Origin of the sequence: Vibrio ichthyoenteri ATCC 700023, assembly GCF_000222605.1 — a bacterium.
Classification (GTDB): Bacteria; Pseudomonadota; Gammaproteobacteria; order Enterobacterales; family Vibrionaceae; genus Vibrio; species Vibrio ichthyoenteri.
In genome coordinates this window covers 1-25681 of the sequence record NZ_AFWF01000156.1, presented here as the reverse complement: position 1 = coordinate 25681, position 25681 = coordinate 1, and the positions used below count along the sequence as shown (strand labels likewise).

23 protein-coding genes are annotated in these 25681 nt (G+C 44.2%); 7 read left to right on the top strand and 16 right to left on the bottom strand.

Annotated elements, in window-relative coordinates:
- Positions 1-12: 12 nt before the first annotated feature.
- Positions 13-855, bottom strand: a complete 843-nt coding sequence (locus RH85_RS11430; protein ID WP_006712395.1) for a hypothetical protein — start codon at positions 853-855, stop codon at positions 13-15.
- 198 nt (positions 856-1053) lie between these two features.
- Positions 1054-3111, bottom strand: a complete 2058-nt coding sequence (gene metG / locus RH85_RS11425; RefSeq protein ID WP_006712394.1) for a methionine--tRNA ligase — start codon at positions 3109-3111, stop codon at positions 1054-1056.
- A 158-nt stretch (positions 3112-3269) separates the two neighbouring features.
- Here metG and apbC point away from each other — a divergent pair, with 158 nt between their 5' ends.
- The 3 genes from apbC (at position 3270) to RH85_RS11410 (ending at position 7546) form a co-directional block, all read left to right on the top strand.
- Positions 3270-4343, top strand: coding sequence for an iron-sulfur cluster carrier protein ApbC (gene apbC, locus RH85_RS11420; RefSeq protein ID WP_006712393.1), 1074 nt, complete (start codon positions 3270-3272; stop codon positions 4341-4343).
- Between the two features lie 244 nt (positions 4344-4587).
- Entirely contained in the window at positions 4588-5229 is a 642-nt protein-coding gene (udk, locus tag RH85_RS11415) for a uridine kinase (RefSeq protein ID WP_005593888.1), read from the top strand.
- 172 nt (positions 5230-5401) lie between these two features.
- On the top strand, positions 5402-7546 hold the full coding sequence (locus tag RH85_RS11410; RefSeq protein ID WP_006712392.1) for an AsmA family protein: 2145 nt from the start codon (positions 5402-5404) through the stop codon (positions 7544-7546).
- Positions 7547-7646: 100 nt separating this feature from the next.
- Here RH85_RS11410 and RH85_RS11405 read toward each other — a convergent pair whose 3' ends face one another.
- Positions 7647-8633, bottom strand: a complete 987-nt coding sequence (locus RH85_RS11405) for a DUF6929 family protein (RefSeq protein WP_006712391.1) — start codon at positions 8631-8633, stop codon at positions 7647-7649.
- Between the two features lie 262 nt (positions 8634-8895).
- Positions 8896-9501: a cob(I)yrinic acid a,c-diamide adenosyltransferase gene (gene cobO / locus RH85_RS11400; protein WP_006712390.1), complete on the bottom strand. Its 606-nt coding sequence runs from the start codon at positions 9499-9501 to the stop codon at positions 8896-8898.
- Between the two features lie 85 nt (positions 9502-9586).
- Between cobO and RH85_RS11395 the strand changes: the two genes are divergently transcribed.
- Positions 9587-10039, top strand: coding sequence for a low molecular weight protein-tyrosine-phosphatase (locus RH85_RS11395; protein ID WP_006712389.1), 453 nt, complete (start codon positions 9587-9589; stop codon positions 10037-10039).
- Positions 10040-10045: 6 nt separating this feature from the next.
- Here RH85_RS11395 and RH85_RS11390 read toward each other — a convergent pair whose 3' ends face one another.
- The 3 genes from RH85_RS11390 to sodB all read right to left on the bottom strand — a co-directional run bounded on the left by RH85_RS11390 (position 10046) and on the right by sodB (position 12282).
- Positions 10046-10708, bottom strand: a complete 663-nt coding sequence (locus tag RH85_RS11390) for an SDR family oxidoreductase (RefSeq protein WP_006712388.1) — start codon at positions 10706-10708, stop codon at positions 10046-10048.
- 190 nt (positions 10709-10898) lie between these two features.
- Positions 10899-11402: a VC2046/SO_2500 family protein gene (locus RH85_RS11385; protein WP_006712387.1), complete on the bottom strand. Its 504-nt coding sequence runs from the start codon at positions 11400-11402 to the stop codon at positions 10899-10901.
- A gap of 295 nt (positions 11403-11697) precedes the next feature.
- Positions 11698-12282 carry a superoxide dismutase [Fe] gene (sodB, locus tag RH85_RS11380; protein ID WP_006712386.1) on the bottom strand — a complete coding sequence of 195 codons (585 nt, stop codon included), beginning with the start codon at positions 12280-12282 and terminating at the stop codon, positions 11698-11700.
- Between the two features lie 388 nt (positions 12283-12670).
- Here sodB and RH85_RS11375 point away from each other — a divergent pair, with 388 nt between their 5' ends.
- Both RH85_RS11375 and RH85_RS11370 read left to right on the top strand, forming a co-directional pair.
- Entirely contained in the window at positions 12671-13006 is a 336-nt protein-coding gene (locus RH85_RS11375; protein WP_006712385.1) for a Grx4 family monothiol glutaredoxin, read from the top strand.
- Between the two features lie 100 nt (positions 13007-13106).
- Positions 13107-15053, top strand: coding sequence for a DNA topoisomerase III (locus tag RH85_RS11370; protein WP_039948979.1), 1947 nt, complete (start codon positions 13107-13109; stop codon positions 15051-15053).
- 71 nt (positions 15054-15124) lie between these two features.
- Here the strand turns inward: RH85_RS11370 and RH85_RS11365 are convergent, their stop codons facing one another.
- Complete coding sequence (locus tag RH85_RS11365; RefSeq protein ID WP_006712383.1) at positions 15125-15328, bottom strand: hypothetical protein; 204 nt, start codon at positions 15326-15328, stop codon at positions 15125-15127.
- 352 nt (positions 15329-15680) lie between these two features.
- Here RH85_RS11365 and RH85_RS11355 point away from each other — a divergent pair, with 352 nt between their 5' ends.
- Positions 15681-16619, top strand: coding sequence for a histone deacetylase family protein (locus tag RH85_RS11355; RefSeq protein WP_006712381.1), 939 nt, complete (start codon positions 15681-15683; stop codon positions 16617-16619).
- On the opposite strand, the gene RH85_RS11350 is transcribed toward RH85_RS11355, so the two are convergent.
- The 8 genes from RH85_RS11350 to RH85_RS11315 all read right to left on the bottom strand — a co-directional run.
- Positions 16607-18253, bottom strand: a complete 1647-nt coding sequence (locus RH85_RS11350; protein ID WP_006712380.1) for a sensor domain-containing diguanylate cyclase — start codon at positions 18251-18253, stop codon at positions 16607-16609. The two genes, RH85_RS11355 and RH85_RS11350, sit on opposite strands and share 13 nt — an antisense overlap.
- Positions 18254-18409: 156 nt before the next feature.
- On the bottom strand, positions 18410-19846 hold the full coding sequence (locus RH85_RS11345) for a Na+/H+ antiporter NhaC family protein (protein WP_039948978.1): 1437 nt from the start codon (positions 19844-19846) through the stop codon (positions 18410-18412).
- A 3-nt stretch (positions 19847-19849) separates the two neighbouring features.
- On the bottom strand, positions 19850-21001 hold the full coding sequence (locus RH85_RS11340) for a trans-sulfuration enzyme family protein (RefSeq protein ID WP_006712378.1): 1152 nt from the start codon (positions 20999-21001) through the stop codon (positions 19850-19852).
- Between the two features lie 255 nt (positions 21002-21256).
- The gene (locus RH85_RS11335) at positions 21257-22165 is read right to left on the bottom strand and encodes a glucosaminidase domain-containing protein (RefSeq protein WP_006712377.1); all 909 of its coding nucleotides are present in this window, start codon (positions 22163-22165) and stop codon (positions 21257-21259) included.
- A 135-nt stretch (positions 22166-22300) separates the two neighbouring features.
- Positions 22301-23029, bottom strand: coding sequence for a GntR family transcriptional regulator (locus RH85_RS11330; protein ID WP_006712376.1), 729 nt, complete (start codon positions 23027-23029; stop codon positions 22301-22303).
- 162 nt (positions 23030-23191) lie between these two features.
- Positions 23192-24133 (bottom strand): transketolase family protein, encoded by a 942-nt coding sequence (locus tag RH85_RS11325; RefSeq protein ID WP_006712375.1) that lies wholly within the window; start codon positions 24131-24133, stop codon positions 23192-23194.
- Positions 24130-24981 carry a transketolase gene (locus tag RH85_RS11320; RefSeq protein WP_006712374.1) on the bottom strand — a complete coding sequence of 284 codons (852 nt, stop codon included), beginning with the start codon at positions 24979-24981 and terminating at the stop codon, positions 24130-24132. Before RH85_RS11320 ends, RH85_RS11325 begins: the two co-directional genes overlap by 4 nt.
- A gap of 53 nt (positions 24982-25034) precedes the next feature.
- Positions 25035-25681, bottom strand: a 647-nt coding sequence (locus tag RH85_RS11315) for a PTS transporter subunit IIC (protein WP_006712373.1), incomplete at its 5' end; no start/stop codon positions are given.

Genomic DNA, 25681 nt, shown 5'->3' with positions numbered 1-25681 from the left:
AAAAAGCCACTGCTAAGTGGCTTTTTTCATATCTGGACCGGCAGATTGAGCCACCATATCGGGCAAAGGGTGATGCAGACTTTGCGTAATATCGGACAGCATCTCATCGTATACTTGAGCAATAAGGCACGAGATATCAGTGGTTAAGTTATAGAGTTGATTTTGCTCTAGCTCAATAGATTCTATACCAACCAGTTGTTCTAGCGTTGCAAGCGTATTGACCCCTAAAGGGGAGTGGATCGGTAACGGACTGATTAAGCTTAATTGATGGAGTTTCTGGCTAATTTTATCACTGTAGTATTTTATGCGTACTTCTCCTGATGGTTGATCAAGCTCTTGAATGCAAATACGCAATTGAGTCAGCACTTCCATGCTATCGATGACCTGTTGCCAGTTCATATGATATTCGTCGTGAAGATCTTCACGATCAGAATCGAGTAGCCAAGCGAGCGTAATATCGTCAATTAAAAAAATACAGTGTCGGATAGCGGCGCCATGTACTCTTTGATTGCGAGCAAAGCTACGCTGTTGCCAGTCATGACTCAGTCCTTTCACTTTCATTTGTAATACGCGATACATCGGTTTGTTTTCAAAGGTAGCCAATCCGATCAGTTTACTGGATTCCAACAACAGTTCTTTTTCTGTACTGTGTATTGCTAGGGATGTTGCCTCAAACTCGCTCGCTGTCATTGCATCATGAGTGAGAGCGCGATGACGTCGACATAGCTCCATAACCAATCGCAGTGAAACGATTTGACGATAGTGGTGTTGCTGCGATTGCGCGCGTTGTTTTGCGTCGAGATAGATTAAGAGCAAAATAAGAACAGAAACTAATATCGATAGAGCGACAAACATAGCGACTCCTTGCATCTAATGGGCGAGTAGAAGTAGCAGCAGTATTGATGCCAAATATTAATTATTTATATATCAGAGGTTTAAGTTTTATTACAGCGGTTCTAAGTACTATTTTGGTGCAATATCGCCCCCATTTTGGCGAGAAATAAGATAAAAAAAATCCCCGCCAGAGCGAGGATTTTAAGACGGTCGTCGTAATTACATTACGCGCATGCCAGGTTGAGCACCTTCGTGTGGCTCAAGAATCCAAAGCTCGCTGCCACCAGGGCCTGCAGCTAGGATCATACCTTCAGACATACCAAACTTCATCTTACGAGGTTTTAGGTTAGCGACCATAACAGTCAGCTTGCCTTCTAGTTCTTCAGGTGTGTACGCTGATTTGATACCAGAGAATACTTGACGCGTTTCGCCGCCAATATCCAACTGGAACTTCAATAGCTTGTCCGCTTTTGGCACGGCTTCACATGAGATGATGCGTGCAACGCGAATATCCACTTTAGCAAAATCGTCAAATTCGATTTCGTCGACGATAGGATCTTTGCTTAGCTCAGTTTCGCCTGCTGATTTTGCTGCTTCTGCTTGCTCTTTCGCTGCCATTTCTGCCGCTGCATCTTCTTTTGATGCTTCGATCATCGCTTCGATGTTCTTAGGATCGATGCGGTTAAATAGCGCTTTAAACTTAGTCACTTCGTGATCAGTTAGCGGTTGAGCGATGCCTTCCCAAGTCAGTTCTTCATTTAGGAACGCTTCAGTGCGCGCTGCAAGTTCAGGCATCACTGGTTTTAGGTAAGCAATAAGAACGCGGAACAAGTTGATGCCGACAGAACAGATCTCTTGTAGCTCTTGATCTTTGCCTTCTTCTTTTGCCACAACCCAAGGGGCTTTTTCATCTACGTATTGGTTTGCTTTGTCAGCTAGCGCGGTGATTTCGCGGATTGCACGACCAAACTCACGCGTTTCGTACAGTTGACCAATACGCTCTGCCGCGGCAACAAATTCGTTGTATAGCTCAGGTTCAGCAAAGTTTGCAGATAGCTTACCTTCAAAACGTTTCGCGATGAAGCCAGCGTTGCGCGATGCTAGGTTAACAATCTTGTTTACTACGTCTGCGTTAACACGCTGAGTGAAGTCTTCAAGGTTAAGGTCTAGATCGTCGATACGGCTGTTTAGCTTCGCCGCGTAGTAGTAACGTAGACACTCAGGATCTAGGTGCTGAAGGTAAGTGCTTGCTTTGACAAACGTACCTTTCGACTTAGACATTTTCGCGCCGTTTACTGTTACGTAGCCGTGTACAAATACGTTGTTTGGCTTACGGAAACCAGAACCTTCTAGCATTGCAGGCCAGAATAGGCTGTGGAAGTAAACAATGTCTTTACCGATGAAGTGGTAAAGCTCTGTGGTGCTGTCTTTTTTCCAGTACTCGTCGAAATCAAGGCCTTCAGTTTTGTCACACAGGTTCTTAAATGAAGCCATGTAACCAACCGGTGCGTCTAGCCATACGTAGAAGAATTTGTTCTTCTCACCAGGGATTTCAAAACCAAAGTAAGGTGCGTCACGTGAGATATCCCACTGTTGCAGACCTGATTCAAACCACTCTTGCATCTTGTTTGCAGTTTCAGTTTGTAGCGAGCCAGAGCGAGTCCACTCTTTTAGCATGCTTTCAAACTGAGGCAGGTCGAAGAAGAAGTGCTCAGAATCTTTCATGATTGGTGTTGCGCCAGAAACCGCTGATTTCGGGTTAATCAGTTCAGTTGGGCTGTATGTCTCACCACAAGCGTCACAGTTGTCGCCGTATTGGTCTTCTGATTTACATTTCGGGCAGGTGCCTTTTACGAAACGATCAGGCAAGAACATCTCTTTTTCAGGATCGAATAGCTGTGAGATAGTACGGCTAGAAATAAAGCCATTCTTTTTCAGCTCAAGATAGATGTGAGATGCCAGCTCGCGGTTCTCTTCTGAGTGCGTGCTGTGGTAGTTATCAAAGCTAATATCGAAACCAGCGAAGTCTTTTTGGTGCTCTTCGCTTACTGCTGCGATCATTTCTTCTGGCGAGATACCCATCTGTTGAGCTTTAAGCATGATTGGCGTGCCGTGAGCGTCGTCAGCACAGATGAAATTTACAGTGTTGCCACGTAGGCGTTGGTAACGAACCCAAATGTCAGCTTGAATGTGCTCAAGCATGTGACCTAGGTGGATCGAACCGTTAGCGTACGGAAGGGCGCAAGTTACCAGCAATTTTCTTGGATCGTTTGCCATACTTAATATTCGCTTATCTCGATAGGTATAAAAATTTGATGGATAATACTAACTCATGAAACCTCTAACTCCAAGGTGTCAGCGAATCGATTACCCTAGTTTTTTTGGGGTTCTGTAGCGCTTTACTCGGTGGTAGGATGAAGTGATAAGGAGGGCCTATGCGCCGATTTACTTCAAAGCAAGATTTCTGTGATTGGTTGAACGAGTTTCGTCACCCAAATTTAACCCCTGGCTGGGCGGATGAACCTAATTTAGTTAAGGTTGATCCCAATGGTTTCTTTGCCATTCAAATCCCTTATGCGGCTAATGATCTCCCAACATCGATGCAGTGCTGGATTGAGCATCAAGTGCGTACTGAACAGGTTAGCCCTTTTGAGTTTCAGATCAGTGTTGCACCTAAAGCGCTCCATACGCAGGTCACGGCGACAGTTAAAGGGGTGAAAAACATTATCGCGGTTAGCTCTGGTAAAGGTGGCGTGGGTAAATCAACCACGGCGGTGAACTTAGCGCTTGCCATTTCTCAATCAGGGGCGAAAGTTGGCCTGCTCGATGCCGATATTTACGGGCCTTCAGTCCCGATTATGCTGGGTCAAGTCGAGGCACGACCGGATGTCCGTGATAATAAATGGATGCAACCGATCGCGGCGCATGGCATTTATACCCACTCTATTGGTTATTTAGTCTCTCAATCGGATGCGGCAATCTGGCGTGGGCCAATGGCTTCAAAAGCCTTGGCACAATTAATTAATGAGACCGATTGGCCAAACCTCGATTATCTTGTTATTGATATGCCGCCGGGCACCGGTGATATTCAACTAACCTTGTCACAACAAATTCCGGTGACGGGCGCGGTGATCGTGACCACGCCGCAGGATCTTGCATTAGCGGATGCGCGTAAAGGTGCCGCGATGTTCGATAAAATTGAGGTTCCAGTGATTGGCTTAGTGGAGAATATGAGCTATCACATTTGTAGCCATTGTGGCGAGAAAGAGCATATCTTTGGCTCTGGGGGCGCAGAAAAAATGTCAGCGGAATATGGCCTTGATATTTTGGCGCAGATCCCATTGCATATCAATGTGCGAGAAGACCTTGATCATGGTACTCCGACGGTCGTAGCAAGGCCGGATTCCGAACATACAGAGCAATATTTGGCTTTGGCCGAATCGGTCTGTGCGAGAATGTTTTGGCGTGGGGAAGTGAAGCCGGAAGCGATTGATATCACCCTGTTATGAGGTGAGTTTTATATTGGGGTGAATAATATAAAAGCACTTTAGCGAAGTCTTATATTAGTTAAACGTTTGCTTAGTGTTTTCTTATTCCTTTTTCGGTTTATGGTGAGAATAAAACTATTCCCTGCTGGAATCTCGGCAGGGTTCTCCCTATAATCAGGCGGTTTAATTAGGCACTGCTAACCATTCCATGCCACACTTTTTAGCAGGCCACAGATCACCAATCAATTCATCGGGTGCAAGAATAATGTCTGATAATAATCAATGTGTCATCGTCGGTATTGCTGGCGCTTCTGCTTCAGGTAAAAGCCTAATCGCAAGCACTATTTATAATGAACTTCGTGAGAAGGTAGGCGATCATCAAATTGGTGTGATTACGGAAGATTGCTATTACAACGATCAGACTCATTTGAGCATGGAAGATCGTGTAAAAACCAACTATGACCACCCGAATGCGCTAGATCACAATCTATTGTGTGACCACCTAGAGAAACTGATCAAAGGTGAAGCGGTTGAAGTGCCAGAGTATAGCTACACAGAACATACTCGTATGACTAATACCACCACTATGACACCGAAAAAAGTGATCATTTTAGAAGGTATTTTACTGTTGACGGACCCGCGCCTGCGTAAGCTAATGCACGCGACCGTATTCATGGATACGCCACTGGATATCTGTCTACTTCGTCGTGTTAAGCGTGATGTAGAAGAACGTGGCCGTACGATGGAATCAGTACTAAAGCAGTACCAAGCGACAGTTCGTCCAATGTTTATGCAATTCATTGAACCTTCTAAGCAACACGCGGACATTATTGTTCCTCGTGGTGGTAAAAACCGTATTGCTATCGATGTACTAAAAGCTCACATTGCTAAATTGTTGAAATCTTAACAATACTCTAGCGAACGAGACTTTATTAATTTTTAGATAAGTGGCACTTTAAGTGCCACTTTTTTTTTGCTGTAAGCAAGCGCTAGCTAGCGTAAACCTCGCTGTGAAGGGTTATACTTGCAGTAATATCGATCTATTTTTGGCCTTTGGCTGTGAAGTAAGGACACTGCTGATGAAAAAACTCGCGTTAATAATCGCCATTCCTGTTGTGGCAATACTTGCTGTAGTGCTCGCTCTAGTATTGCTGGTGAACCCTAATCAATTCAAACCCCTTATCGTCGAACAAGCTAAGCAACAGACTGGCTTAGATTTGGTTATCGAAGGTGATATCAGCTGGCAATTTTTCCCATCGGTTGGTTTTACGCTGGGGCAAACTGAGCTGAAAAATCCACAAGGTTTTACGCAACCTAACTTGTTCAAGGTAAGCCAAGTTGGAGTGGATGTTTCCGTCATACCACTCTTTAGCCAGCAGTTGGACATTGGCCAGATCACTTTAGACGGCGCTGAATTTTATCTTGAGACTCGCAAAGATGGCGTAAAAAACATCGATGCACTGACGCAGCAACAGGCGCAAGAAGCCGTCGCCGAGTCGTCACAGAAGGAGCCGGAAAGCGCTAATACTAATAGCGACCCAGCGGCGAGTTCATCCACAGCAAACAATTGGACTATCAGCCTTGCTGGCGTTGCGATTACTAATGCATTGCTGGATATTCAAGATGATCAAACTGGCAGCCATACCAAGTTGTATGATGTTTCATTGACCTTGTCTGAGTTTGCTTTTGGTCAGTGGAGTAAAGCGGATTTTGCCGCCAAAGGTGAGACGAATTTGCAAAAATTCACGGCTAAAGGTACGGCAGAGCTTAATTTAGCCAAAGGTTTTGCCCAATACGCTCTGCGTAATATAGCTTTTGATGCGAGCTACAATGACGCCAATAATCAAATCGATGAAGCGAAAATTGAGTTAGCTACGTTTGAATTTGATAAACCGAATGCATTGAAATATGCAGTGAAAGGCACAGCGGCGGAGCTAGGTTTAAACCTAAAAGGTAGTGCGCAACTGGTTGTGGATAAAGCGATCTCAACAGTGGCGATGAATCAGTTGATTCTTGATGCCAATTTTGAGGGAGCAAGCTTGCCGCAATCACCAATGAAAGTGGATATGACTTCCGATCTTTCGTTTGATCTCACTAAGAGCCATTTGAGCTTTGTGTTGGAGAAGTTGACTGCGAACGCACTGCAATTTGACGGACAGCTTGATGTTACTCTTGCAGATATTCCTAAAATTGTATTTAACCTTCATAGCCCTAATATCGATGTTGATGCGTTCTTAGCTCAAGACGGTAGTGAACAAACAGCGGCGAACTCTGAATCAGACAGCAAGCCTGCGGCAGAAAAATCTGCTACACCGGCTGCGACAACCACAGAGCAAGAGCCTGATCTATCAGCGTTGAAAACACTGGATGTGACCGGCGCGATCACTATTGATAAATTTAAAGCTGCTAACGCAAAAATGCAGAATGTCGCGGCGAAATTTAGCGTGAATCGTGGTGTTGTGAAGTTAACATCGTTCAGCTCAAATCTGTATGATGGTTCGATCAAAGCGACAGCGACTTTAGACGCTCGTAAATCGCCAGCATCGTACACGGCGCAAAAATTTATTAAAGGCGTCAAGGTACAGCCATTACTTATCGATGTTGCCGATAACGATAAGTTGGAAGGCACGGGCAACATAGATGTTGATGTCCGTGGTAGTAGTTTAACCCCAATGGGTATGAAGAAAAATCTTGTGGGTACCATCAAAATCAACTTTGCGGATGGCGCCGTGAATGGTTTAAATGTGGCTCAATTGATTCGCGAAAATTACGCCAAGTTCAAGGGGCAATCGTTGGAAGGCCAAGATGTGGCGAAAAAAACCGATTTCAGTGCTATGACCGCGACACTGACTCTTAATAAAGGTGTCGTCACAACAGATAATTTACATGCGCAATCGCCGTTGCTTCGTGTCCGTGGTGAAGGCAGTGCTAATTACATCAAAGAAACGGTTGATTTTACCATCAGCACTTCAATTGTCGGGTCATTGGAAGGTCAGGGTGGTAAAGACATCGATGAACTGAAAGATTTGACCATTCCGGTGAATGTCTCTGGTTCATGGTCACAACCTAAATTTAAATTAGTCTTTGATGATGTGTTGAAACAGAAAGCCGAAAAAGAGATTGATCGTGGCTTGAAGAAACTCGACGAAAAGTTGGGCGACAAAATTAAAGATGAAAAAACCAAAGAAGCCGTGAATAGCTTAATCAAAGGACTTTTTAATTAACGCTTTTGGTTGAGACTGGTTTTAGTTGTTAGAAAAATCCCCATCAATTTGATGGGGATTTTTTTCATCACCCGATGGTGAATTTTTTGAGGGGGAGCGATTATTTCGTCAACGTGAAATTAAAGAATTCACTGGTACCGTCATCATTGTCACTGGCAACGACGCCACTCACCGATTTTTCATCTTGTTGAGTAAATGCCACCGACTCTAATTTGGTAATCAGGCGTTTATCGCCTTCCATGAGAGGAATGAGGTTATCGCTAAGATCAACGGTTTTACGAGCGCTGAGCTTATCTAAATCAATGAGACCAATATAACTGCCTAGAATTTCCCCATCGTTATAGGCATCGCCTGTGGCTTCAATCGAAGCTGTCACCACTAAGCTTTCGGTTTCTTGCCAGTATTCAGCACCAGAAAGACCTGCTTCAAACCCTGCGACAACAGGTAAATTGACATGATAGGCCTTGATATCATTGACTTGGTCAACCGCGCCGACTAAGTACTTTTGAAACGCCTCTAAATCCAATTCAAAAATGACGTTTGAACCACCGTTACCACGGTTGAGGATGAAAGCCGAATCATCAGAGGTTGCTAAGCCTTCCACGTTAATTTCCTGATCGGCACTGTAACCGGCTGCGACACGAAGATTTTTATAAAGAGGCTTTAATGAGCGCTCAATTTTTAGTTGTTTGTCCTGACTGATGACAAACGCCCATTCGCGTACATCCAGCTTACTGCCCGAACCTAGCATGACAAATGAAGGCTTGCCACTGACTTCAATGTTGTCGAGCGCTTCAAAATCAGGTTTCACTTTCTTCACAATTCGACCGTTATCGCGAACAGGGTATTCTTTGATCAGATCTTTTTCGACGATAGTAAATGTAGAATCCAGTTGATATAACCATGGAGAGTCATCGCCGACAGCAAAAATTTTATTGTCGGTAACAACAACACCTGACGCCGAAGGTAGATTGTCGTTGAGCGTTCGATTCGAAAATTCAAGCGTGCTGTCTTGTACGGTAGCCAAAGCTGAAAAAGCACCTGAACATAACGTACCAATACAAAGAGTTAAAAGAGTGCGCTTCATTTGTTTGTCCTTATATGTAACAAATTGCAAATCAAGCTAGCACATATACTTGCAGTCGTGGTGGGTAAGTCTGGCAAACAATGATGAAGTTTGAATTTGATTCCAGCGTGGCAGAAAGAAACGATGAAATAACGCATCGATAGCGTGAAGAGGGTTGAAAAGTTGCAGGAAATATTTGTATATATTTGTTTATTAAGAGAAATAACAACAGTGCGGATGTTTAGGTGCACTGCTGTTATTGTCAATCAATTGGCTTGTTATATTACCAATCCACCCCTTTTAGGGCTTTTACGCCCGATTCGAAAGCGTGTTTTACATTTTTTACTTCTGATACCGTATCGGCCATTTCGATCAGGCTACGATGGGCACCACGACCGGTAATAATCACCGATTGCATCTTAGGACGGTTGTTAAGTGCTTCGATGACTTCTTCTAACTCGACATACCCATAACTGACCATATAAGTCAGTTCATCAAACAGAATAACGTCGATACTGTCGTCTTTGAGCATGCGCTGACACTCTTTCCAGACGATTTGCGCAGCTTCAATATCCGCTTGCTTGTTCTGTGTCTCCCAAGTGAAACCTGTCGCCATTACTTGGAATTCGACGCCGAGCTTTTCTAATAAGTTTCGCTCACCATTATCCCAAGTCCCCTTGATGAATTGCGCCACGGCACAATGTAAGCCATGGCCAACAGCGCGAGCGATAGTGCCAAAGCCTGAGGTCGATTTACCTTTACCGTTGCCGGTGATGATAAGAAGTAAGCCTTTCTCTTCGGTGGCAGCTGCGACGCGAGCATCAACTTCTTGTTTTACTTTTTGCTGTCTTGCTTTGTGACGAGCTTGTTTAGTCTCTTCAACCGACATGGGAATTCCTTTTTACTCATAGTGATAATGGCTATGATAGTGTATTGGTGCGATAAGAAAAACCTTAGACAATTCAGGGATGAAAATGAAAAAAATATTGGTTGTTTGTATGGGGAATATTTGCCGCTCGCCAACGGGAGAGGCGGTGTTAAGAGCGAAAGCACAGCAATTAGGTATAGAGTTGGAAATTGACTCTGCTGGGACAATTGGTTTCCACCAAGGTAACCCTCCAGATGCACGATCGAAAGCGGCAGGTGAGCGTCGTGGGTATTCTTTTAAAGGGATTAGGTCAAGACAGGTAGATATCGCTGACTTTGAGTATTTTGACCTAATTTTAGCTGCAGACCACGCTAATTTACGCGATCTTAAAGCAATATGCCCAAGCCACTACCAAGAAAAAATACAGCTCTATCTAAGTTATGGTCAATCTGACTATGCAGAAATACCTGATCCATATTATGGCGGAGAGCAAGGTTTTGAACTGGTGCTGGATTTATTGGAAGAGGCAGCAGAGCACATTGTCAAACAACACGGTTAAACTTGCCTAGGCGGCCACGACTCGGCCGCTGAAATAGTCGTTTGCAACAATATACTCGGTATTTCTAATCACCTCATCTTGAATTTCAGCCCAATGTTGGCCATTTTTTTCGCTGCAAGGTACTACGCCACCAACACGAATATTAAATGGGGTAAGTTCCTTTGCCCAGCTTTGGGTGAAACCTGCCACCATAGATGATGCGTTATCAACCCCGGTAATGGTGTTATTTTTTGTATGACCAATCACATTGACGATCACGCCATTTTTCTTTTCGTTTCTCATGCGTTCAGCCGTCGCTTGCCCAAAGCTAAATAGGGTATTTGCCATCATCGCCAGATGTTGCGAAAACACATGGCTGGCACTTTGGTCGAAGATATCGGGCATTGCTTCGGCCGTAAAGCTATTGATGAGTACATCGGGGGAGCAGCAAAGGGCACTCTCCATAAAATGGAAAAGTTGATCGATGGATTGAGTGGAATAATCAGGCACGGGGAATTGATAGACTCGCTCGGAAATATCACGGCAGCGTTGATAGGTATCATTCAGTAAACGTTTATCAGTGTCACATATCACTACCGTTGCGCCTAGCGATGAAAAATGTTGCGCAAGAGTGCTGCCTATCTGAGCGCCAGCGGTAGTCACCAAAATGACCGCGTTTCCTATCTTCATAAACCAACGTCCTTTGCAAAAAGGTTGAAAATTCTGTCCACAAAGAATGGTTGATTAAATGTTGTTTAGATGTGAATAAGGTCAAATAAGTTGTGTATACATTTCACGAAGTGTTAGATTTCTGCGTTCATTCACATTCTGTTACTGAACTGTGGAATGTGTCACTTTTTTGAGAATGACCAAGAAAAAGTCAGGCTTGAGCTTGAATTTGATAAGTTCTTTGCGCGGTGACTAACTGGTTATAGAGATCAAATGGCATCAATTTCTTGGCAACCTTGCTGCCTAACTGATGTTGTTGATGGACGGAAAGGTTGTGATAAACCTCTTCCGGCAGATCGTGGGTTTGTTCTGGGCGATAGACCAAAACTTCCGGCACCAAATAGTGTGCGAGCTTGGCACTGGCGAGACCACCATGGTGAAACTGGTGCGCTTGCTGCGCTGATATTTGATAAGAGCTTTGATCGGATTTCAGTTGCTGAGGAGTTTGAAGATCAAATCGTTGCCGCAAAGAGGCGTCGGTGATTTCAACGCTATCAATTTGTTCCACTGGTGTGTTGTCACGCACATCGTTGGAGAACATTGAAACCAGCAATGCAAAGTCGGCACGACGCCCTTCATGAACAGCATGGTTTATACCATTGCTGAAATGAAGCTCATTCACTGTGCTGATGTTATTGATGGTTTCGACTTGCATTATATTCCTCGCTATTTGCACCAATCACAATACGTCAGTGGCCATTTGGGCTGACTAAAATGACCGGTAACTCGCTGTGCTTTTTCATGGAATGCAGCAATTAACCGAATTGGTTATATGCAATCCAAGCCCAGTGTTAAGCGATTTTTAGTGCGAGTCTTTGGCCATTTACGTATTCAGATTGGTATCAGTTAAATTAGCGGCGAGTCGTAAGGAAACTTTAAGTAATTTTGTGACTAGAACAAAAAAAGCCTGCTAGGTGCAGGCTTTTTAATCAATTTCCGTTTAAGGAGAATTATTTAGCTAGGTTTTCGGCTACGAAATCCCAGTTAACAAGTGCCCAGAAGCCGTTCATGTAATCAGGACGAACGTTACGGTAATCGATGTAGTATGCGTGTTCCCACAGGTCAACCGTTAGAAGTGGAGTTGTACCTTCTTCTGTTAGTGGTGTTGCTGCGTTAGAAGTATTAACGATCTCTAGAGAGCCGTCAGCTTTCTTAACAAGCCAAGTCCAAGAAGAACCGAAGTTGTTGATTGCAGAATCAGTGAATTTCGCTTTGAATTCTTCAAAAGAACCGAATGCTGCGTTGATTGCGTCAGCAACTGCGCCTGTTGGTTCGCCGCCAGCGTTTGGCGCTAGGCAGTGCCAGTAGAACGTGTGGTTCCAGATTTGAGCTGCGTTGTTGAATACACCGCCAGTTGAAGTCTTAACGATTTCTTCTAGTGTTTTACCTTCAAACTCAGTACCAGGGATAAGACCGTTTAGCTTAACAACGTAAGTGTTGTGGTGCTTACCGTGGTGGAAATCTAGAGTTTCAGCTGAGATATGTGGTTCTAGTGCATCTTTTGCGTACGGAAGAGCTGGTAGTTCGAATGCCATTGCTCGGTTCTCCATTATATGTGGAAAGAGTGACCTCTTTCGATTGCTTCCAATTAATTGTTATTTTATCCGAATCGGCATGCACCGCTTCGTTGTCGATTTGACTGACTTGCCGCCTAGTTTAGCAAGTTTTTGCCTGAATAAAAGCATGCAAATGTAAATTATGTAGGCGAAAGTTGGTATCTAAGTGTTTATTAAAGCACACAAAATACAAGGGATTAGCAGCGAAATGTTGTAAACGTGGGCACTACTCACATTCTTTATCGATGACTTTTTGTCATAGCTAGTAAACAAACAGTCTAATTCCCTAAATATTCTGTGCTTTTTATTCTGCGTTAATGGTTTAGAATATGGCGGTATATTGCAGTAAAGCCATCAAGAGGAAGCAATGGAAACTATTGACAAAATTAAGCAGCAAATCGCAGAGAACGCAATCCTTCTATATATGAAAGGTTCACCAAAACTACCAAGTTGTGGTTTCTCTTCTCAAGCTGCACAAGCGCTTATGGGCTGTGGTGAGAAATTTGCTTACGTTGATATCCTGCAAAACCCAGATATCCGCGCTGAGCTTCCAGCCTACGCACAATGGCCAACATTCCCACAACTATGGATTGAAGGCGAGCTTATTGGCGGCTGCGACATCATTATGGAAATGTTCCAAAAAGGTGAGCTTCAACCACTAGTGAAAGAAGCAGCAGCTCGCGTAGAAGGCGACGCTGAATAAGCACTAACATCAGATAATACTGTTTAAATTTACAGTTTTTCTTGAATTATTAAGGCCACATTGGATAATGTGGCCTTATTTATTTGTGCAGATTCAATTTATGTCTCGTCTGTTTATTGCTGAGAAACCAAGTCTTGGTCGCGCCATAGCGGCGGCTCTGCCTGGGCCGAAAAAAAACGACCAAGGGTTTATTCGTTGTGGCAACGGAGATGTGGTGACTTGGTGTATCGGCCACTTGCTTGAGCAAGTTGAACCTGACGTCTATGACGAGCGCTATAAAAAATGGAATCTAGCCGATCTACCGATTGTGCCTCAGCAATGGCAACTACGACCACGTAAAAGCGCCAGCAAACAGCTTACCGTGGTGCGAAAACTTCTCAAAGACGCAGTGCACATTATCCATGCTGGTGACCCAGATCGCGAGGGCCAGTTGTTGGTGGATGAGGTGCTGGATTACTGCAAAGTCAGTAAAAGTAAAAAAGAGTCTGCGCAACGATTATTGATTAGTGACTTAAACTTACCAGCCGTTAAACGCGCGCTTGCTAGTATGCGCAGTAATCGTGACTTTATTCCGCTGTCTGTTTCCGCTTTGGCTCGCTCTCGTGCTGATTGGCTCTATGGCATGAATATGTCACGCGCTTACACTTTATTGGGGCAAAAGGCCGGCTATCAAGGCGTTCTTTCGGTTGGTCGGGTACAAACTCCGGTGTTAGGTTTGGTCGTTCGTCGTGATGAAGAAATTGAAAATTTTGTCCCTCGCGACTATTTCTCTTTACATGCTCTCATCCCGTATCAAGGGGAGTCCGGTGGATTTGATATCCGCGCTAAATGGCAACCGAGCGAGGCATGCCAGCCATGGCAGGATGAAGATGGACGGATACTTAATCGTAAATTGGTCGAGAATGTGGCCGCTCGCATTGCGAATCAATCTGCGACGGTGACGGAATCGGAGCAGAAACAGACTAAACAAACCGCACCATTACCTTATTCGTTATCGGCATTGCAAATAGATGCCGCCAAACGCTTTGGCATGAGCGCACAGCAAGTGCTCGATACGTGTCAGTCATTATATGAAAAACATAAGCTGATCACTTACCCTCGTTCTGATAGTCGATACTTACCCGTAGAACACTTTTCTCAGGCTCCATCAGTGTGTGAGGCGATTGCCAATAATGCGCAAGAGCTGGCAACCGCGGTTAACGGCGTGAATTTAAGCCAAAAGTCGAAAGCGTGGAATGATAAAAAAGTGGATGCCCACCATGCCATTATTCCAACCCCTAAAAAAGCAACGCAGAATGCACTCTCTTCTTATGAGATGAAAATCTACCAGTTGATTGCTCGCCAATATTTAATTCAGTTTTATCCCGCAGCCGTCTATGCGGAAGCCAAATTGGTGTTTGATATTGCTGGTGGAAAATTTATCGCTAAAGGGCGTCAGTTGGTTTCAGCGGGTTGGAAGGCGCTGATGGGAAAAAGTGATGATGAAGACAGTGGCGTTGATGCCGTACCACCTTTAGCTAAGGGGAGCGTATTAACCTGCCGTGAAGGTGAGTTAAAACAGCATCAAACCGAACCGCCAAAATACTTTACCGAAGCGACGTTATTGCAAGCGATGACGGGGATCGCGCGTTTCGTGGCAGATAAAGAGTTGAAAAAAATTCTGCGTGATACTGACGGCTTAGGCACCGAAGCAACTCGCGCGGGTATTTTGGACACCTTATTTAAGCGTCAGCTGTTAACTCGCCAAGGCAAAAGCATTTTAAGCTCACCCGCAGGAAGAGGCCTAGTGAATGCGTTGCCAAATGAGTCGACATACCCAGATATGACCGCGCATTGGGAGCACCAGTTGCAAGGTATGGCAGAGCGTAACCAAGCGTATCAGCCTTTCATGAGTGATTTGCTGAGTCGCATGAATGGTTTGATGAATCATGTGAAGCAAGGGAGTGTGCCTGAATCTCTCCGACATCTACCTAAGGTTGAACGGCCGGCATTTAAGCGCAAAAAGCGGAGCACTAAGAGAGCGAGTGGCCCTAAAAAATCTTCGTAACTGCTGTCATTTTTTTGGTCTCAAGCACTGAAGGGAAAGAAAAGCGGCATAGTGATGATGCCGCTCATTGCTTAATCGAATAGGTTGTCGTTATCAACGATCGCTCCTTTGACATCATTTTGTGTCAGTACTCGCTTACCTAATTCATTTTTGACCTGTCGGCCTAAATCAACGAGTGCATCACGATTGGCTTGAGTTTGTCGCTTGCCGGTACTTCTCAAGCAATAATTGAGTTCATGATCTTCACTAAAGTTAACCAAATGTCTGTCGGCCATTTCATTTCTCCTTATTGAGTAAAATCATACTAAGTCTGGAATGAAGCGGCAAAAATTCAAGTTGTCAGCAAAAATTAGTTTTAACGGGCGGGCTACTCTTTGGTAAGCGTATGAGTTCTTTAGTGCAGCAACAGCCAATTAAGGGCTGACCAAGAAGCGATAAGTATTAAAATGAAGGCAATAACAGCGCTGAATGAACCAGCGATGACGCCAAGGAGTAACATGAGACGAGAAGGGCGCATAAATTTTAAATCTAAGTGATAATTATTTGCAATTAAATCCAATTTGCCGATCAATATCAAGCTGTTAACATGGTTCATCTCGATTTAGGTGCGAATGTTCTGTGCAAACTATGATCCCTTTGATTTATCACCCAATCTATTCACAACTGACGTTGCCTGCCAAACATCGTTATCCGATCAATAAATATCAATTACTTTTCCAAGCCGTAGAGCAAAAGCTGCACGCTACAAGCATCGCCTCACCAGCAAAGTGGCTCAATACTTTTCAGTTTTTTAAGCCCTGTCCATTAAGCCCGGAAACGGTTAGCCGCCATCATTGTCCTGACTACATTGATGCATTACTTAGTGGGCAATTACCGGCGGCAAAGATGCGACGTATTGGCTTTCCTTGGAGTGAGCAGCTTATTGAGCGCACGTTGACCTCTGCTGGGGGGACATGGTTAACCACGCAACTGGCGTTAGATTATGGAGTGGCAATTCACCTTAGTGGTGGTTATCACCATGCTCACTATGATTTCGGTACGGGTTTTTGCTTGATTAATGACTTGGCGATGAGCGCGAAGCAGGCGTTAAGCATGGACCATGTGGATAGAGTCTTAATCATAGATAGTGACGTGCACCATGGCGATGGCACCGCGACGATGTGCGCAGATGACGAGCGTATTATTACGGTTTCTTTCCATTGTGATAAGAATTTCCCTGCTCGAAAGCCTCATTCTGATGTCGATATAGCATTAGCTAAAGAGACAGGGGACGCTGAGTTTTTGGACCATTTTTACTCAGTGGTGGAAACGGCGGTGAATGTCTATCAGCCGGATTTAATTCTTTATGATGCAGGTGTTGATATACATTGTGACGATGAGTTGGGATATTTTAATGTTTCGACTCAAGGAATATACCAACGTGACTATTTTATCTTACAGCTCGCTCGGCAGCGTAAGATCCCTATTGCTTGCGTGATCGGTGGCGGATACCGCGATGTGCATCAGGATCTTGTCCCGATACACATGCAGTTGTTAGAAGCGAGCGCTGACGTTTACTGGGGCTGATTACTGCCGCTTGGTTGTGTTGAACTGGTGATAACCGCGCGGTTTTTTCCTGCGTGCTTAGCTTGATACATAGCCATATCTGCTTGATGCATGAGTTCATCAATCGCTGTTTGACCAAGGTGATCGAAGTAGCCACCAATACTTGCATTGACCTGACAATAGACCTGAGGAGCAACCTCTATTGGGCACTGCAGCATCTGGATTAGAGAAGCTGCATATTGCGCTGGATTCTCTAAGTGTTGTTCATCGTGAAGCAGAATGGCAAATTCATCACCACCAAGGCGGCTAAGTAACGCGCTTTCACCAAATACCGTTCTCATCGTTTGTGCTGCATGGCAAAGTGTTTTATCACCTGCAGCGTGACCATGCACATCGTTGATGGCTTTAAAATCATCTAAATCAATATAAATCAAACAGAGCGGTTGGCCTTTTTTGGCACTCAACTGAATTCTAGCTTCTGATTGATGACGGAATGACCAGCGATTATGCAGGTTGGTTAGAGCGTCATAATGCGCTAAATGATGGATTCGTTTGTCATCGCGATATTGCTGTAATTGATATCGCGCTAACAAATACGCGATGAGTACGCTCAGCAGAGTTCCTTGCAATATCAAACCATAATGAATTTTCAATGCGTGTTTAAAATCAATCCGCTTGTCAAATGCGCTGAAGGAAACCAATTTCCAGCGCGTCGAACTATTATTGCTAACATGGTATTCCTGGAAGCAATAAGGGTTAATGTTACTCACGCTCCCTACGGATTGAATGGTCATAATTCCTTTGTCGGTTTCAAATTGGCCTTGTTGAGTCTCTTTGATTTGTTTCGCTAAGCTTGGAAATTCAGCATAGATATTGGCATCTTGTTTATTAAACATAAAACCGAATTCAAGTTCTGGCTTTAGGTCGTTATAGAGAAATTGGCCGTCATTATTCACCAACATATAGTTGGTGCCGCTATTTAGATTGAAAAGCTGTAAACCATCGAGTAGATACTTGGCTAAATAGTTGATAATCACCACACCTTGCTTTTCCCCTTTCTCATTAAACACGGGGGTAGAAAAGCGAATCATCGGCTTGAAAGGCATTTCAATTTGGCCATGCTCCATATTCAGATCTAATGGAGAGATGTAAATTCGGCGGCACTTCAACCCTACGACCTCTTGGAAATAGTAGCGATGATGCTTGTTTTGTAGATTATGTTGAGCAACGATATTAGGGCGGCCTTCATTGAAGTTGACGCGAATAATTTCGTTGCCATCCAAGTCTAGATAGCGAATTTGGTCGTAAATTTCTTTGCGATTGCTGATAAGTTCAATCACTTTACCGAATTCTGCCAAAGCTGCTTTTTGCATTTCAGCATCCGGTATATTGGCAATTTGGTAGATCTTACGTTGTGACAGGATGTCAGACAGCAGTGCTGTTTCTTTGACAACCGATCCCATGCTCCATTCGATATACTCTTTTTTTCCTTTCAATAGCGCATTTTGTTGCACCTCAAGATTACTTTTGCGCATCGACATCTCAGAGATAGAGTCGTAGTAAAAAATGGCGCTAAAAGTGGCAATGAGCAATAAAAATATAACGATAAAGCGAGTCGCGAAAAATCGCAGATCGGGGAATGATAGTTTATTCATCAAAGAGTAAATTTCGCAAAATACAAAGGGCGGGGATTATAGAGAAGAGTGAATTGAATCGGTAGCGCTATTTTCGAACAGCTAGTAATTAAAAAGCCAGCGCTGACAGCGCTGGCTTGATGAAACGGATGTTGACTAGGTGCTATACGCCTAGCGTTAGCCAATCATAGAGAAACCACACACAGTGAAGAGCACAGTTGCTAATAACCCTGTGACGATCGCGTAGGGGAACTGAGTGCGGATATGATCGATATGGTCGTTCTTGGTTGCCATGGAAGCGACAATCCCCGTATCACTAATCGGTGAGGTCATGTCACCAAATATGGCGCCAGAGATGGCCGCGCCAATCATCAGTTGCGGTTCTATGCCAACCGCGGCGCCAATCTGAATGCCGATTGGGATCATGATGGAGAAGGTGCCCCATGATGTTCCAGTGGATATGCCCATCACGACAGCAATCAAAAACACAAATGCGGCCGAGAAGCCTGAAGGGATCACGCCGTCAATGGCTTGGGTAATATAAGCGCCGGTGTTGAGATCACCCGAGATGTTACCCATTAAGAAAGCCAGTGTCATGATCGCACCAAGTGGGATCATCGAGGCGTAGCCATCAAATAAGTGAGTAAAAAAGCTATCGATGGTCAAAAGCTTCTTACCAACAAAATAGATGAACGAACACAGCGTTCCTAGCATCACGCCCCAGAAAACCGAGGTTGAGCCTGAACCATTGGAAATGTCACCCCCACCAGTAATGTACAAACCTATCGGAACCATCAAAATGGTTGGGACCAGTGGAACCAAAAAGTTAAGCAGTGACTCTTTATCCTGAGCCGACTCGACAATACTCACGTCGTCTTCAGAAGTAATAGGGAAAGCACCATCGCGCAGCTCTTTACCGCTTGCGGCTCGCACTTCAGATTCGCCCATTGAGCCCCATTTAAAACCAGACAGGATATAAAATAAAACGGATGCTAACGATAGCCACGCCATAAAGTTGTACACCATTGAACCGGCTAAGATGGCAAAGGGTTCGCCATCAAGAAACCCTTTCGAGACTTGAACGCCGATAACGCCCATCATTGCCGCGCCCCAACCATTGATCATAATGCTCGAGCAAACAGAAACACACGAAGCTTGAATAACATAAGCCATCTTCTCGCGTGATACGCCGTAGCGTTTGGCCAGCTCGCTGGTGGATGTACCTGCCGCCATGATAGAAATTGATGATTCAATAAAAATGACACTGGTAATGAACATCGCCAGTAATTGAACCGCTTTTTTGTTGTTGATGATATTGGCTTTTTCAGTCAAATAACGTACTAGCGCTTTGGTACCGCCTGTGACTTGGATAAGACGGATCAGGCCGCCGACCATAAAGCAGAACAAAATGGTGCGCGTGGAACTGGCTGAGGCAAAAATGCCGACAATACCATCGAGGGTTGATTCCACTCCGAGTAGTGGATTAAAACCATTTAGCACAGTGAAACCGACAAAAATACCTGCTAGCAAAGATAGAATCACTTGCCTAGTCACTATTGCTAAACCAATCGTGACCAAGGGGGTAATGATGGTCCAAATACCGTAATCAACCATCACTTAACCCTCTAACGCTTGTTGTAGATCGTCGATAAGATCATCAGCATCTTCGATACCAATCGAAAGGCGAAGAGTTTCAAAGTAAATCCCCATCGCTTCTCGCTCTTCTTTCGGTACCGAACCATGTGACATTGAAGCGGTGTGATTGATCATGCTCTCTACACCCCCCAATGATTCGGCTAAAACAAAGTAACGTAGTTTGGCGATAAATTGTCTGACCTCAGTTTCACCACCGGCTAAACGAATCGTCACGACAGCCCCTCCGGTTTTCATCTGACGTTGGCATAATGCATGCTGAGGATGAGAAGCGAGACCTGGATAATGAACTTCCGTGATCTTCGGGTGGTTTTCTAAGAATTTAGCGACTTTTAGTGCGTTGGCACAGTGACGTTCCATACGAACATCGAGGGTTTTTAAGCCGCGTAGCGCAAGATAAGAATCAAATGGTGAAGCGATAGCGCCGACCGTGGTCTTATAAGCATTGATTTGGGCTGCTAATTCAGGGTTATTGGTAATTAAAGCGCCGCCAATGACATCGGAGTGACCACCAATGTATTTGCTGGTAGAGAGCATCACCATGTCGGCACCGAGATCAAATGGACGTTGGTTCCACGCAGTCGAGAAAGTGTTATCGACACAAGTGGTAATATTATGTTGTTTGGCTAGCTCACAGATGGCTTTAATGTCGACCAGTTCTAGTAATGGGTTGGTTGGCGTTTCAATCCAAATCAATGCAGTGTTATTGCGAATTTGAGTTGTAACGGCATCGAGATCGTTTAAGTTTACGTAGCTAAACTCTAAGCCAGAGGTACGAGTTCGTAAGCTTTCAAATAAGCGATACGTTCCACCATAAACGCTCGACATTACGATCACATGCGCATCTTTAGATAGCACCTCTAAAGCGAGTGACGTTGCCGCCATGCCAGACGCGGTTGCCGTCGCATAAATGCCACCTTCCAGCTCGGCTAATGCCGTTTCGTAAGCATTACGTGTTGGGTTACCGCAGCGTGAATAGAAAAACTCACCACTCTCACCTAGATTCGGTTGAATGAATGAGCTTGCGGTCACGATCGGTGGAAAGATGGCATTGTTGCCTTTATCGGTTTGATTTCCGCCGTGGATGGCAATGGTGGCAATTTTATTGCTTTTCATAAGACGTCCTTGCTTACTCTGGTGTGAGTAAACATAAAAATAGAGTAGGTGCTTTGGTCGCTATTTTAATCTGTAACAGTAGCAAGGAGTAAGCGTTTTATTCTTCCTGTTCGGCTGATAATGGCTTTTATGACCGCTTTCTGACAATGAGTGATAAAGCAGTACCTTCACTGGCGGTAGGTACTGCTCTATGTGGGCTCTGTTCTATAAAGGAACTGTTTATATGGGAGCCGTTATATAAGGAACGACGATAGCTTAGTGGGTGAATCGCACGCGCAGACTTTGCTGACTATCCAATTTTACGTTATCGAAGCTATCGAGCTGGTGGTGTTTGATAAGTGCACGTAGATTGTCTACGTAGGCTTCACCACGAGTTGAGTAGTGTGATAAGGCTTGAACAAGTTCATGACCGGTTAGCTTGTTTTGCTCGCGTAACTGATGACGTAAGTGCCACAGTTCTTTATAAGCGCCGGTCGTGTTGAGGTTGTGCATATAACTAGCAGTACCTTGATAAAGGTTATCAAACGCCGCGACTTTCACATGTCCACCGGGTGTTGTGAGGTACTTGCCACCATGGGCAGGCAGATGCTCACCATATAAGCTATTGCCTTTGATGGCGAAATGACTGGTTCCCCAACCACTTTCATCGATACCCTGCGCTAGCACCATGCCAACCGGAATAATATCCACATGCAGCAGTAGATCTTGGATGTTATTCGATTCTACATTGTAGGCAGCATAGAGTTGATTGATCCATTGCGTTTCACTGCTTGACCACTCGCTTTGAGGCTTATTACCAAGGGCTTCAATTTGGTGGCGAACGGTTAAAATCTGATTGTTGACCGCTTTAATGGTTGGCAGCAATAAACGAATAAACCCGGAGGTTTTTTGTTGCACAGGAAGATTGTTGAGATCGTCAGGGAGGTTTTCAACAAAGTATGCCGGGAGGGTTGCGCCGCTGGCAACTTTATCCAGTTGGTAGTCGTGCTGTTTAAATAAGCTGATCAGTTCGGGTGCTGAGTGCAGTGTTTTTACTGCAATTTCTGGATAAGGCTGTCTGAGCTGATCAGGAGAGCGAGGCAACTGATCGCTCGCTAGAGTGAGAGATGAAACCAACAAAGAACAACAAGCAAAAGTCGAAAATATAGGCTTTAACAAGGACATATTAACCATTCCTTTATTTATCATTAGGCTTATAAACCTAAATTAGTATAGGTGAACATTATCCTCCCAGAATTCCATATGATGCAAATAGTTACTAGATAGTTGATGATCTCGTCCACTTTACGCCGTTTCTATCTACCTTCTGACCACTTGATGTATGTTGAATAAATCACTGTTGATGGTTGCTACGGTATACTCAAATGGTGTGCCATCATCAAAAGAGACCAATTCGCGTAGTTCAATCATCGCTTGCCCTTCATAGACTTTGAGTAAATCGGCTAGTCCGGCATCGCTAAGATTGAAGGCCGAAATATCTTGCTCTCTTAACTGAACCTTTTTACCGGTTAATTGCTCCATATAACTGTATTTTGATTCTTCGACTTTATTAAATTCAAATGAATCACAGACGTTGATTGGAATATGAATTTTTTCGAACGAGACAGGCATGTTGCCAAAACTCATTAATCTCTCAAGATAATAAATCTTTTCATTTGGTTTTATTCTAAGAGCATGAGCGATTTGCACCGAAGGAACTTCAATAATTGCACTGGAAAGGACTTGGCGAACTGCGCTTTGTCCGGCTTGTTGAGCTTGGTGGTCGAATGGAGAGAGCACATGAAAATTGCCGCTGCTTTGTTTGTTTGGTGAACCGACGTATAGGCCAGAGCCGTTAACGCGATAGATAATCCCTTTTTCAACCAAATAACGTGTTGCTTCTCGAACGGTTGCTCGAGTAATACCTAAGGCTTTAGCTATTCCTGATTCGGTATCGAGCTTTTCACCTGCCGGTATTTTATTGTCAGCAATTTTGCGTTCAATAAACTCGACAACAATTTGCTTTTTGCCTGTTAACGCTAACGTCATAAGTATTCTATTTATTTATATACGACTAGAAAATAAGGAAAAATTTGAGCTAAGATCAAACTGACGACTGGGTTTAGATAAAACCAGTCGCCAGTATAAGTGACACTAAGCATTTAAAAAAGTCATTTAGATTTCATCAACGAAACCTAAATGAAACAAAGATTAACGCTTATTTAGGACTTCGAGGCAGAATTCGGTAATTTTCGTTGCGCTGATACCATAAGTCTCTTTTAAGAAATCTAATGAGCCAACTTGGCCATATTGTTCTTGTACGCCGAGTTTATGAAACTGCTTTACCGCAACGCCAGATGAAAGCAGTTCACAAGCGACAGCATCACCCAAGCCACCAATGACATTGTGGTTTTCAATTGTAATCACACAGCCTGTTTTAGCCGCGAACTTAGCCACTAATTCACTATCAAGTGGTTTTATCGTGTGCATGTCGATTACGGCAACACTATGACCCGTTTGTGCTTCAATCATATTTGCGGCTTGCATTGCATCGTGTACACAAATACCAGAAGCGATAAGGGTAATAGTCTCGCCATCTTTTAGTACATTACCTTTACCAATTTCAATATCAGCTTCCGATTGATGTAAGTGTGGAAGATCTTTACGAGTAGAACGAATGTAGTTAACGCCTTTGTTGTTGTATGCGTAACGCATAGCAGCGCGTAATACATGCTCATCTGACACATCAATAACAGTGGCGTTTGGCACGAGACGCATTAGGCCTGTATCTTCAAATGGCATATGAGTGCCACCGTTAGTGACTGCAGTGACGCCTGCATCACTACCAAAAATATTGATATGTTGCTTCGCGTAGCCACCCGCAAGGAAGATTTGATCATAACAACGGCGTGTCGCGAAACAGCCAAATGAATGAACGAAAGGCACTTTACCTACCGCTGCTAGTCCAGCGGCAACGCCGATCATATTCGCTTCTGCGATACCACATTGAAGGAAATTATTCGGGAAAGCATCGGCAAATTTACGTGTGCTCATACTGCCCATTAAATCGGCTTCTAATACCATTACGTCATCGTGTTGCTCTGCTAATTCAATTAACATTTCCGCATGAATGACTCGAAGTTCTTTGTTCATTTTAGCTCCTCAATTTTTTTCTCTAACAGAGCGATGTCAGTTTCAATAGCGGTACGAAGTTCATCATCTAGACGTAGGTGGTGGTTAGCTGAAATATTGACAACCGTTGGAATGCCTTGGCCTTTAATCGTATCTAGGATGATGGCGGTCGGGCGATCAGTGGTCGCGAGTGCTTGCTCAATAACATCACAAATAGCGCCTACATTTGCGCCATCAACAGCCAGAGATTGGAAGCCAAAAGCTTCAAACTTTTTCTGTAGGTCGAAAGATTCTTGAATATCAGCAATATCACCATCTAGTTGGCGCTTGTTGTTATCAACAAAAACAACGAGATTGCTCAGTTTATGGTGGGCGGCAAATTGAATCGCTTCCCAGCATTGACCTTCTTGTAGCTCCCCGTCACCGACGATAGTGAAAACGTTCGATTTTGAACCCGCAGCCATACCTGTCGCGCATGAGATGCCTTGGCCTAGAGAGCCTGTGGTCATGTCGACGCCAGGCGTTTTATTCATATCAGCGTGGCTTGGTAGGTTAGTACCATTTGCGTTGATAGTTTGTAGCCAAGAAAGGTCGAAAAACCCACGTAGCGCGAGTGTGGCATACAGTGCTGGTCCAGCATGGCCTTTAGAAAGAACAAATAGATCGCGGTCTTTCATTTGCGGATTTTGTGGGTCGTGTTTTAGGTAGCGACCGTACAAACAAGCTAAGGTTTCAGTGACAGATAGGCAGCCACCAAAATGGCCGTAGCCCATATTTAACAATGCCTTAGAGAGTTCTTTTTTAATCGATAAATTAAATGATTCAATTTTACGCAGGTCGAGTGGAGACTGCATTTCATTAGTAGGCATAATAACCTCGGAAAATAGGAGAGAGCGGGCTGGGGGAACAGCCCGCTAGGAATTTAGATGTTTTCTGCAGTATCAGCAGATTTCTTGCCTAAGAAGTTAGTGCTTAGTACAGCACCAGCAACAAGTGCGATACCGATGATTACTGCTTCTTTACCTATCATTGCTAGGTAGCCAAGGAAGATACCTGTAACTGCGAAGTCAGAATCAGAGAATGTTGTGTTGGCAAAGCCTAGGTCGCCAAGTACAGGCAGTAGCCATAGTGTTAGGAAAGTAATAACCACACCGTTGACGAAAGCACCGATTGCAGCGCCGCGACGACCACCAGTTGCGTTACCAAATACGCCGGCTGTTGCACCAGTAAAGAAGTGAGGAACCACACCTGGAAGGATAAGCGTTAGCTCCATCACACCCAAGATACCCATGCTGACCAACCCGCCTAAGAAACTACATAGGAAACCGATAAGTACCGCATTTTGTGCGTAAGGGAATACGATAGGGCAATCTAGTGCTGGTTTTGCATTTGGTACCAATTTTTGTGAAATACCAGTAAAGGCTGGTACGATTTCAGCAAGTACTAGACGTACACCTTGTAGGATAACGAATACACCCGCAGCAAAGCCGATTGCAGTCAGAATGGCGTAAACAATTGGGTTTTGGCCATTACTTAGGTTTTCGGTAACAAACTCAGAGCCAGCGGCTA

Excerpts from the sequence above, each read along its gene's own strand:
- RH85_RS11430 (WP_006712395.1), bottom strand. The coding sequence starts at position 855 with ATGTTTGTCGCTCTATCGATATTAGTTTCTGTTCTTATTTTGCTCTTA.
- metG (WP_006712394.1), bottom strand. The coding sequence starts at position 3,111 with ATGGCAAACGATCCAAGAAAATTGCTGGTAACTTGCGCCCTTCCGTAC.
- apbC (WP_006712393.1), top strand. The coding sequence starts at position 3,270 with ATGCGCCGATTTACTTCAAAGCAAGATTTCTGTGATTGGTTGAACGAG.
- udk (WP_005593888.1), top strand. The coding sequence starts at position 4,588 with ATGTCTGATAATAATCAATGTGTCATCGTCGGTATTGCTGGCGCTTCT.
- RH85_RS11410 (WP_006712392.1), top strand. The coding sequence starts at position 5,402 with ATGAAAAAACTCGCGTTAATAATCGCCATTCCTGTTGTGGCAATACTT.
- RH85_RS11405 (WP_006712391.1), bottom strand. The coding sequence starts at position 8,633 with ATGAAGCGCACTCTTTTAACTCTTTGTATTGGTACGTTATGTTCAGGT.
- cobO (WP_006712390.1), bottom strand. The coding sequence starts at position 9,501 with ATGTCGGTTGAAGAGACTAAACAAGCTCGTCACAAAGCAAGACAGCAA.
- RH85_RS11395 (WP_006712389.1), top strand. The coding sequence starts at position 9,587 with ATGAAAAAAATATTGGTTGTTTGTATGGGGAATATTTGCCGCTCGCCA.
- RH85_RS11390 (WP_006712388.1), bottom strand. The coding sequence starts at position 10,708 with ATGAAGATAGGAAACGCGGTCATTTTGGTGACTACCGCTGGCGCTCAG.
- RH85_RS11385 (WP_006712387.1), bottom strand. The coding sequence starts at position 11,402 with ATGCAAGTCGAAACCATCAATAACATCAGCACAGTGAATGAGCTTCAT.
- sodB (WP_006712386.1), bottom strand. The coding sequence starts at position 12,282 with ATGGCATTCGAACTACCAGCTCTTCCGTACGCAAAAGATGCACTAGAA.
- RH85_RS11375 (WP_006712385.1), top strand. The coding sequence starts at position 12,671 with ATGGAAACTATTGACAAAATTAAGCAGCAAATCGCAGAGAACGCAATC.
- RH85_RS11370 (WP_039948979.1), top strand. The coding sequence starts at position 13,107 with ATGTCTCGTCTGTTTATTGCTGAGAAACCAAGTCTTGGTCGCGCCATA.
- RH85_RS11365 (WP_006712383.1), bottom strand. The coding sequence starts at position 15,328 with ATGGCCGACAGACATTTGGTTAACTTTAGTGAAGATCATGAACTCAAT.
- RH85_RS11355 (WP_006712381.1), top strand. The coding sequence starts at position 15,681 with ATGATCCCTTTGATTTATCACCCAATCTATTCACAACTGACGTTGCCT.
- RH85_RS11350 (WP_006712380.1), bottom strand. The coding sequence starts at position 18,253 with ATGAATAAACTATCATTCCCCGATCTGCGATTTTTCGCGACTCGCTTT.
- RH85_RS11345 (WP_039948978.1), bottom strand. The coding sequence starts at position 19,846 with ATGGTTGATTACGGTATTTGGACCATCATTACCCCCTTGGTCACGATT.
- RH85_RS11340 (WP_006712378.1), bottom strand. The coding sequence starts at position 21,001 with ATGAAAAGCAATAAAATTGCCACCATTGCCATCCACGGCGGAAATCAA.
- RH85_RS11335 (WP_006712377.1), bottom strand. The coding sequence starts at position 22,165 with ATGTCCTTGTTAAAGCCTATATTTTCGACTTTTGCTTGTTGTTCTTTG.
- RH85_RS11330 (WP_006712376.1), bottom strand. The coding sequence starts at position 23,029 with ATGACGTTAGCGTTAACAGGCAAAAAGCAAATTGTTGTCGAGTTTATT.
- RH85_RS11325 (WP_006712375.1), bottom strand. The coding sequence starts at position 24,133 with ATGAACAAAGAACTTCGAGTCATTCATGCGGAAATGTTAATTGAATTA.
- RH85_RS11320 (WP_006712374.1), bottom strand. The coding sequence starts at position 24,981 with ATGCCTACTAATGAAATGCAGTCTCCACTCGACCTGCGTAAAATTGAA.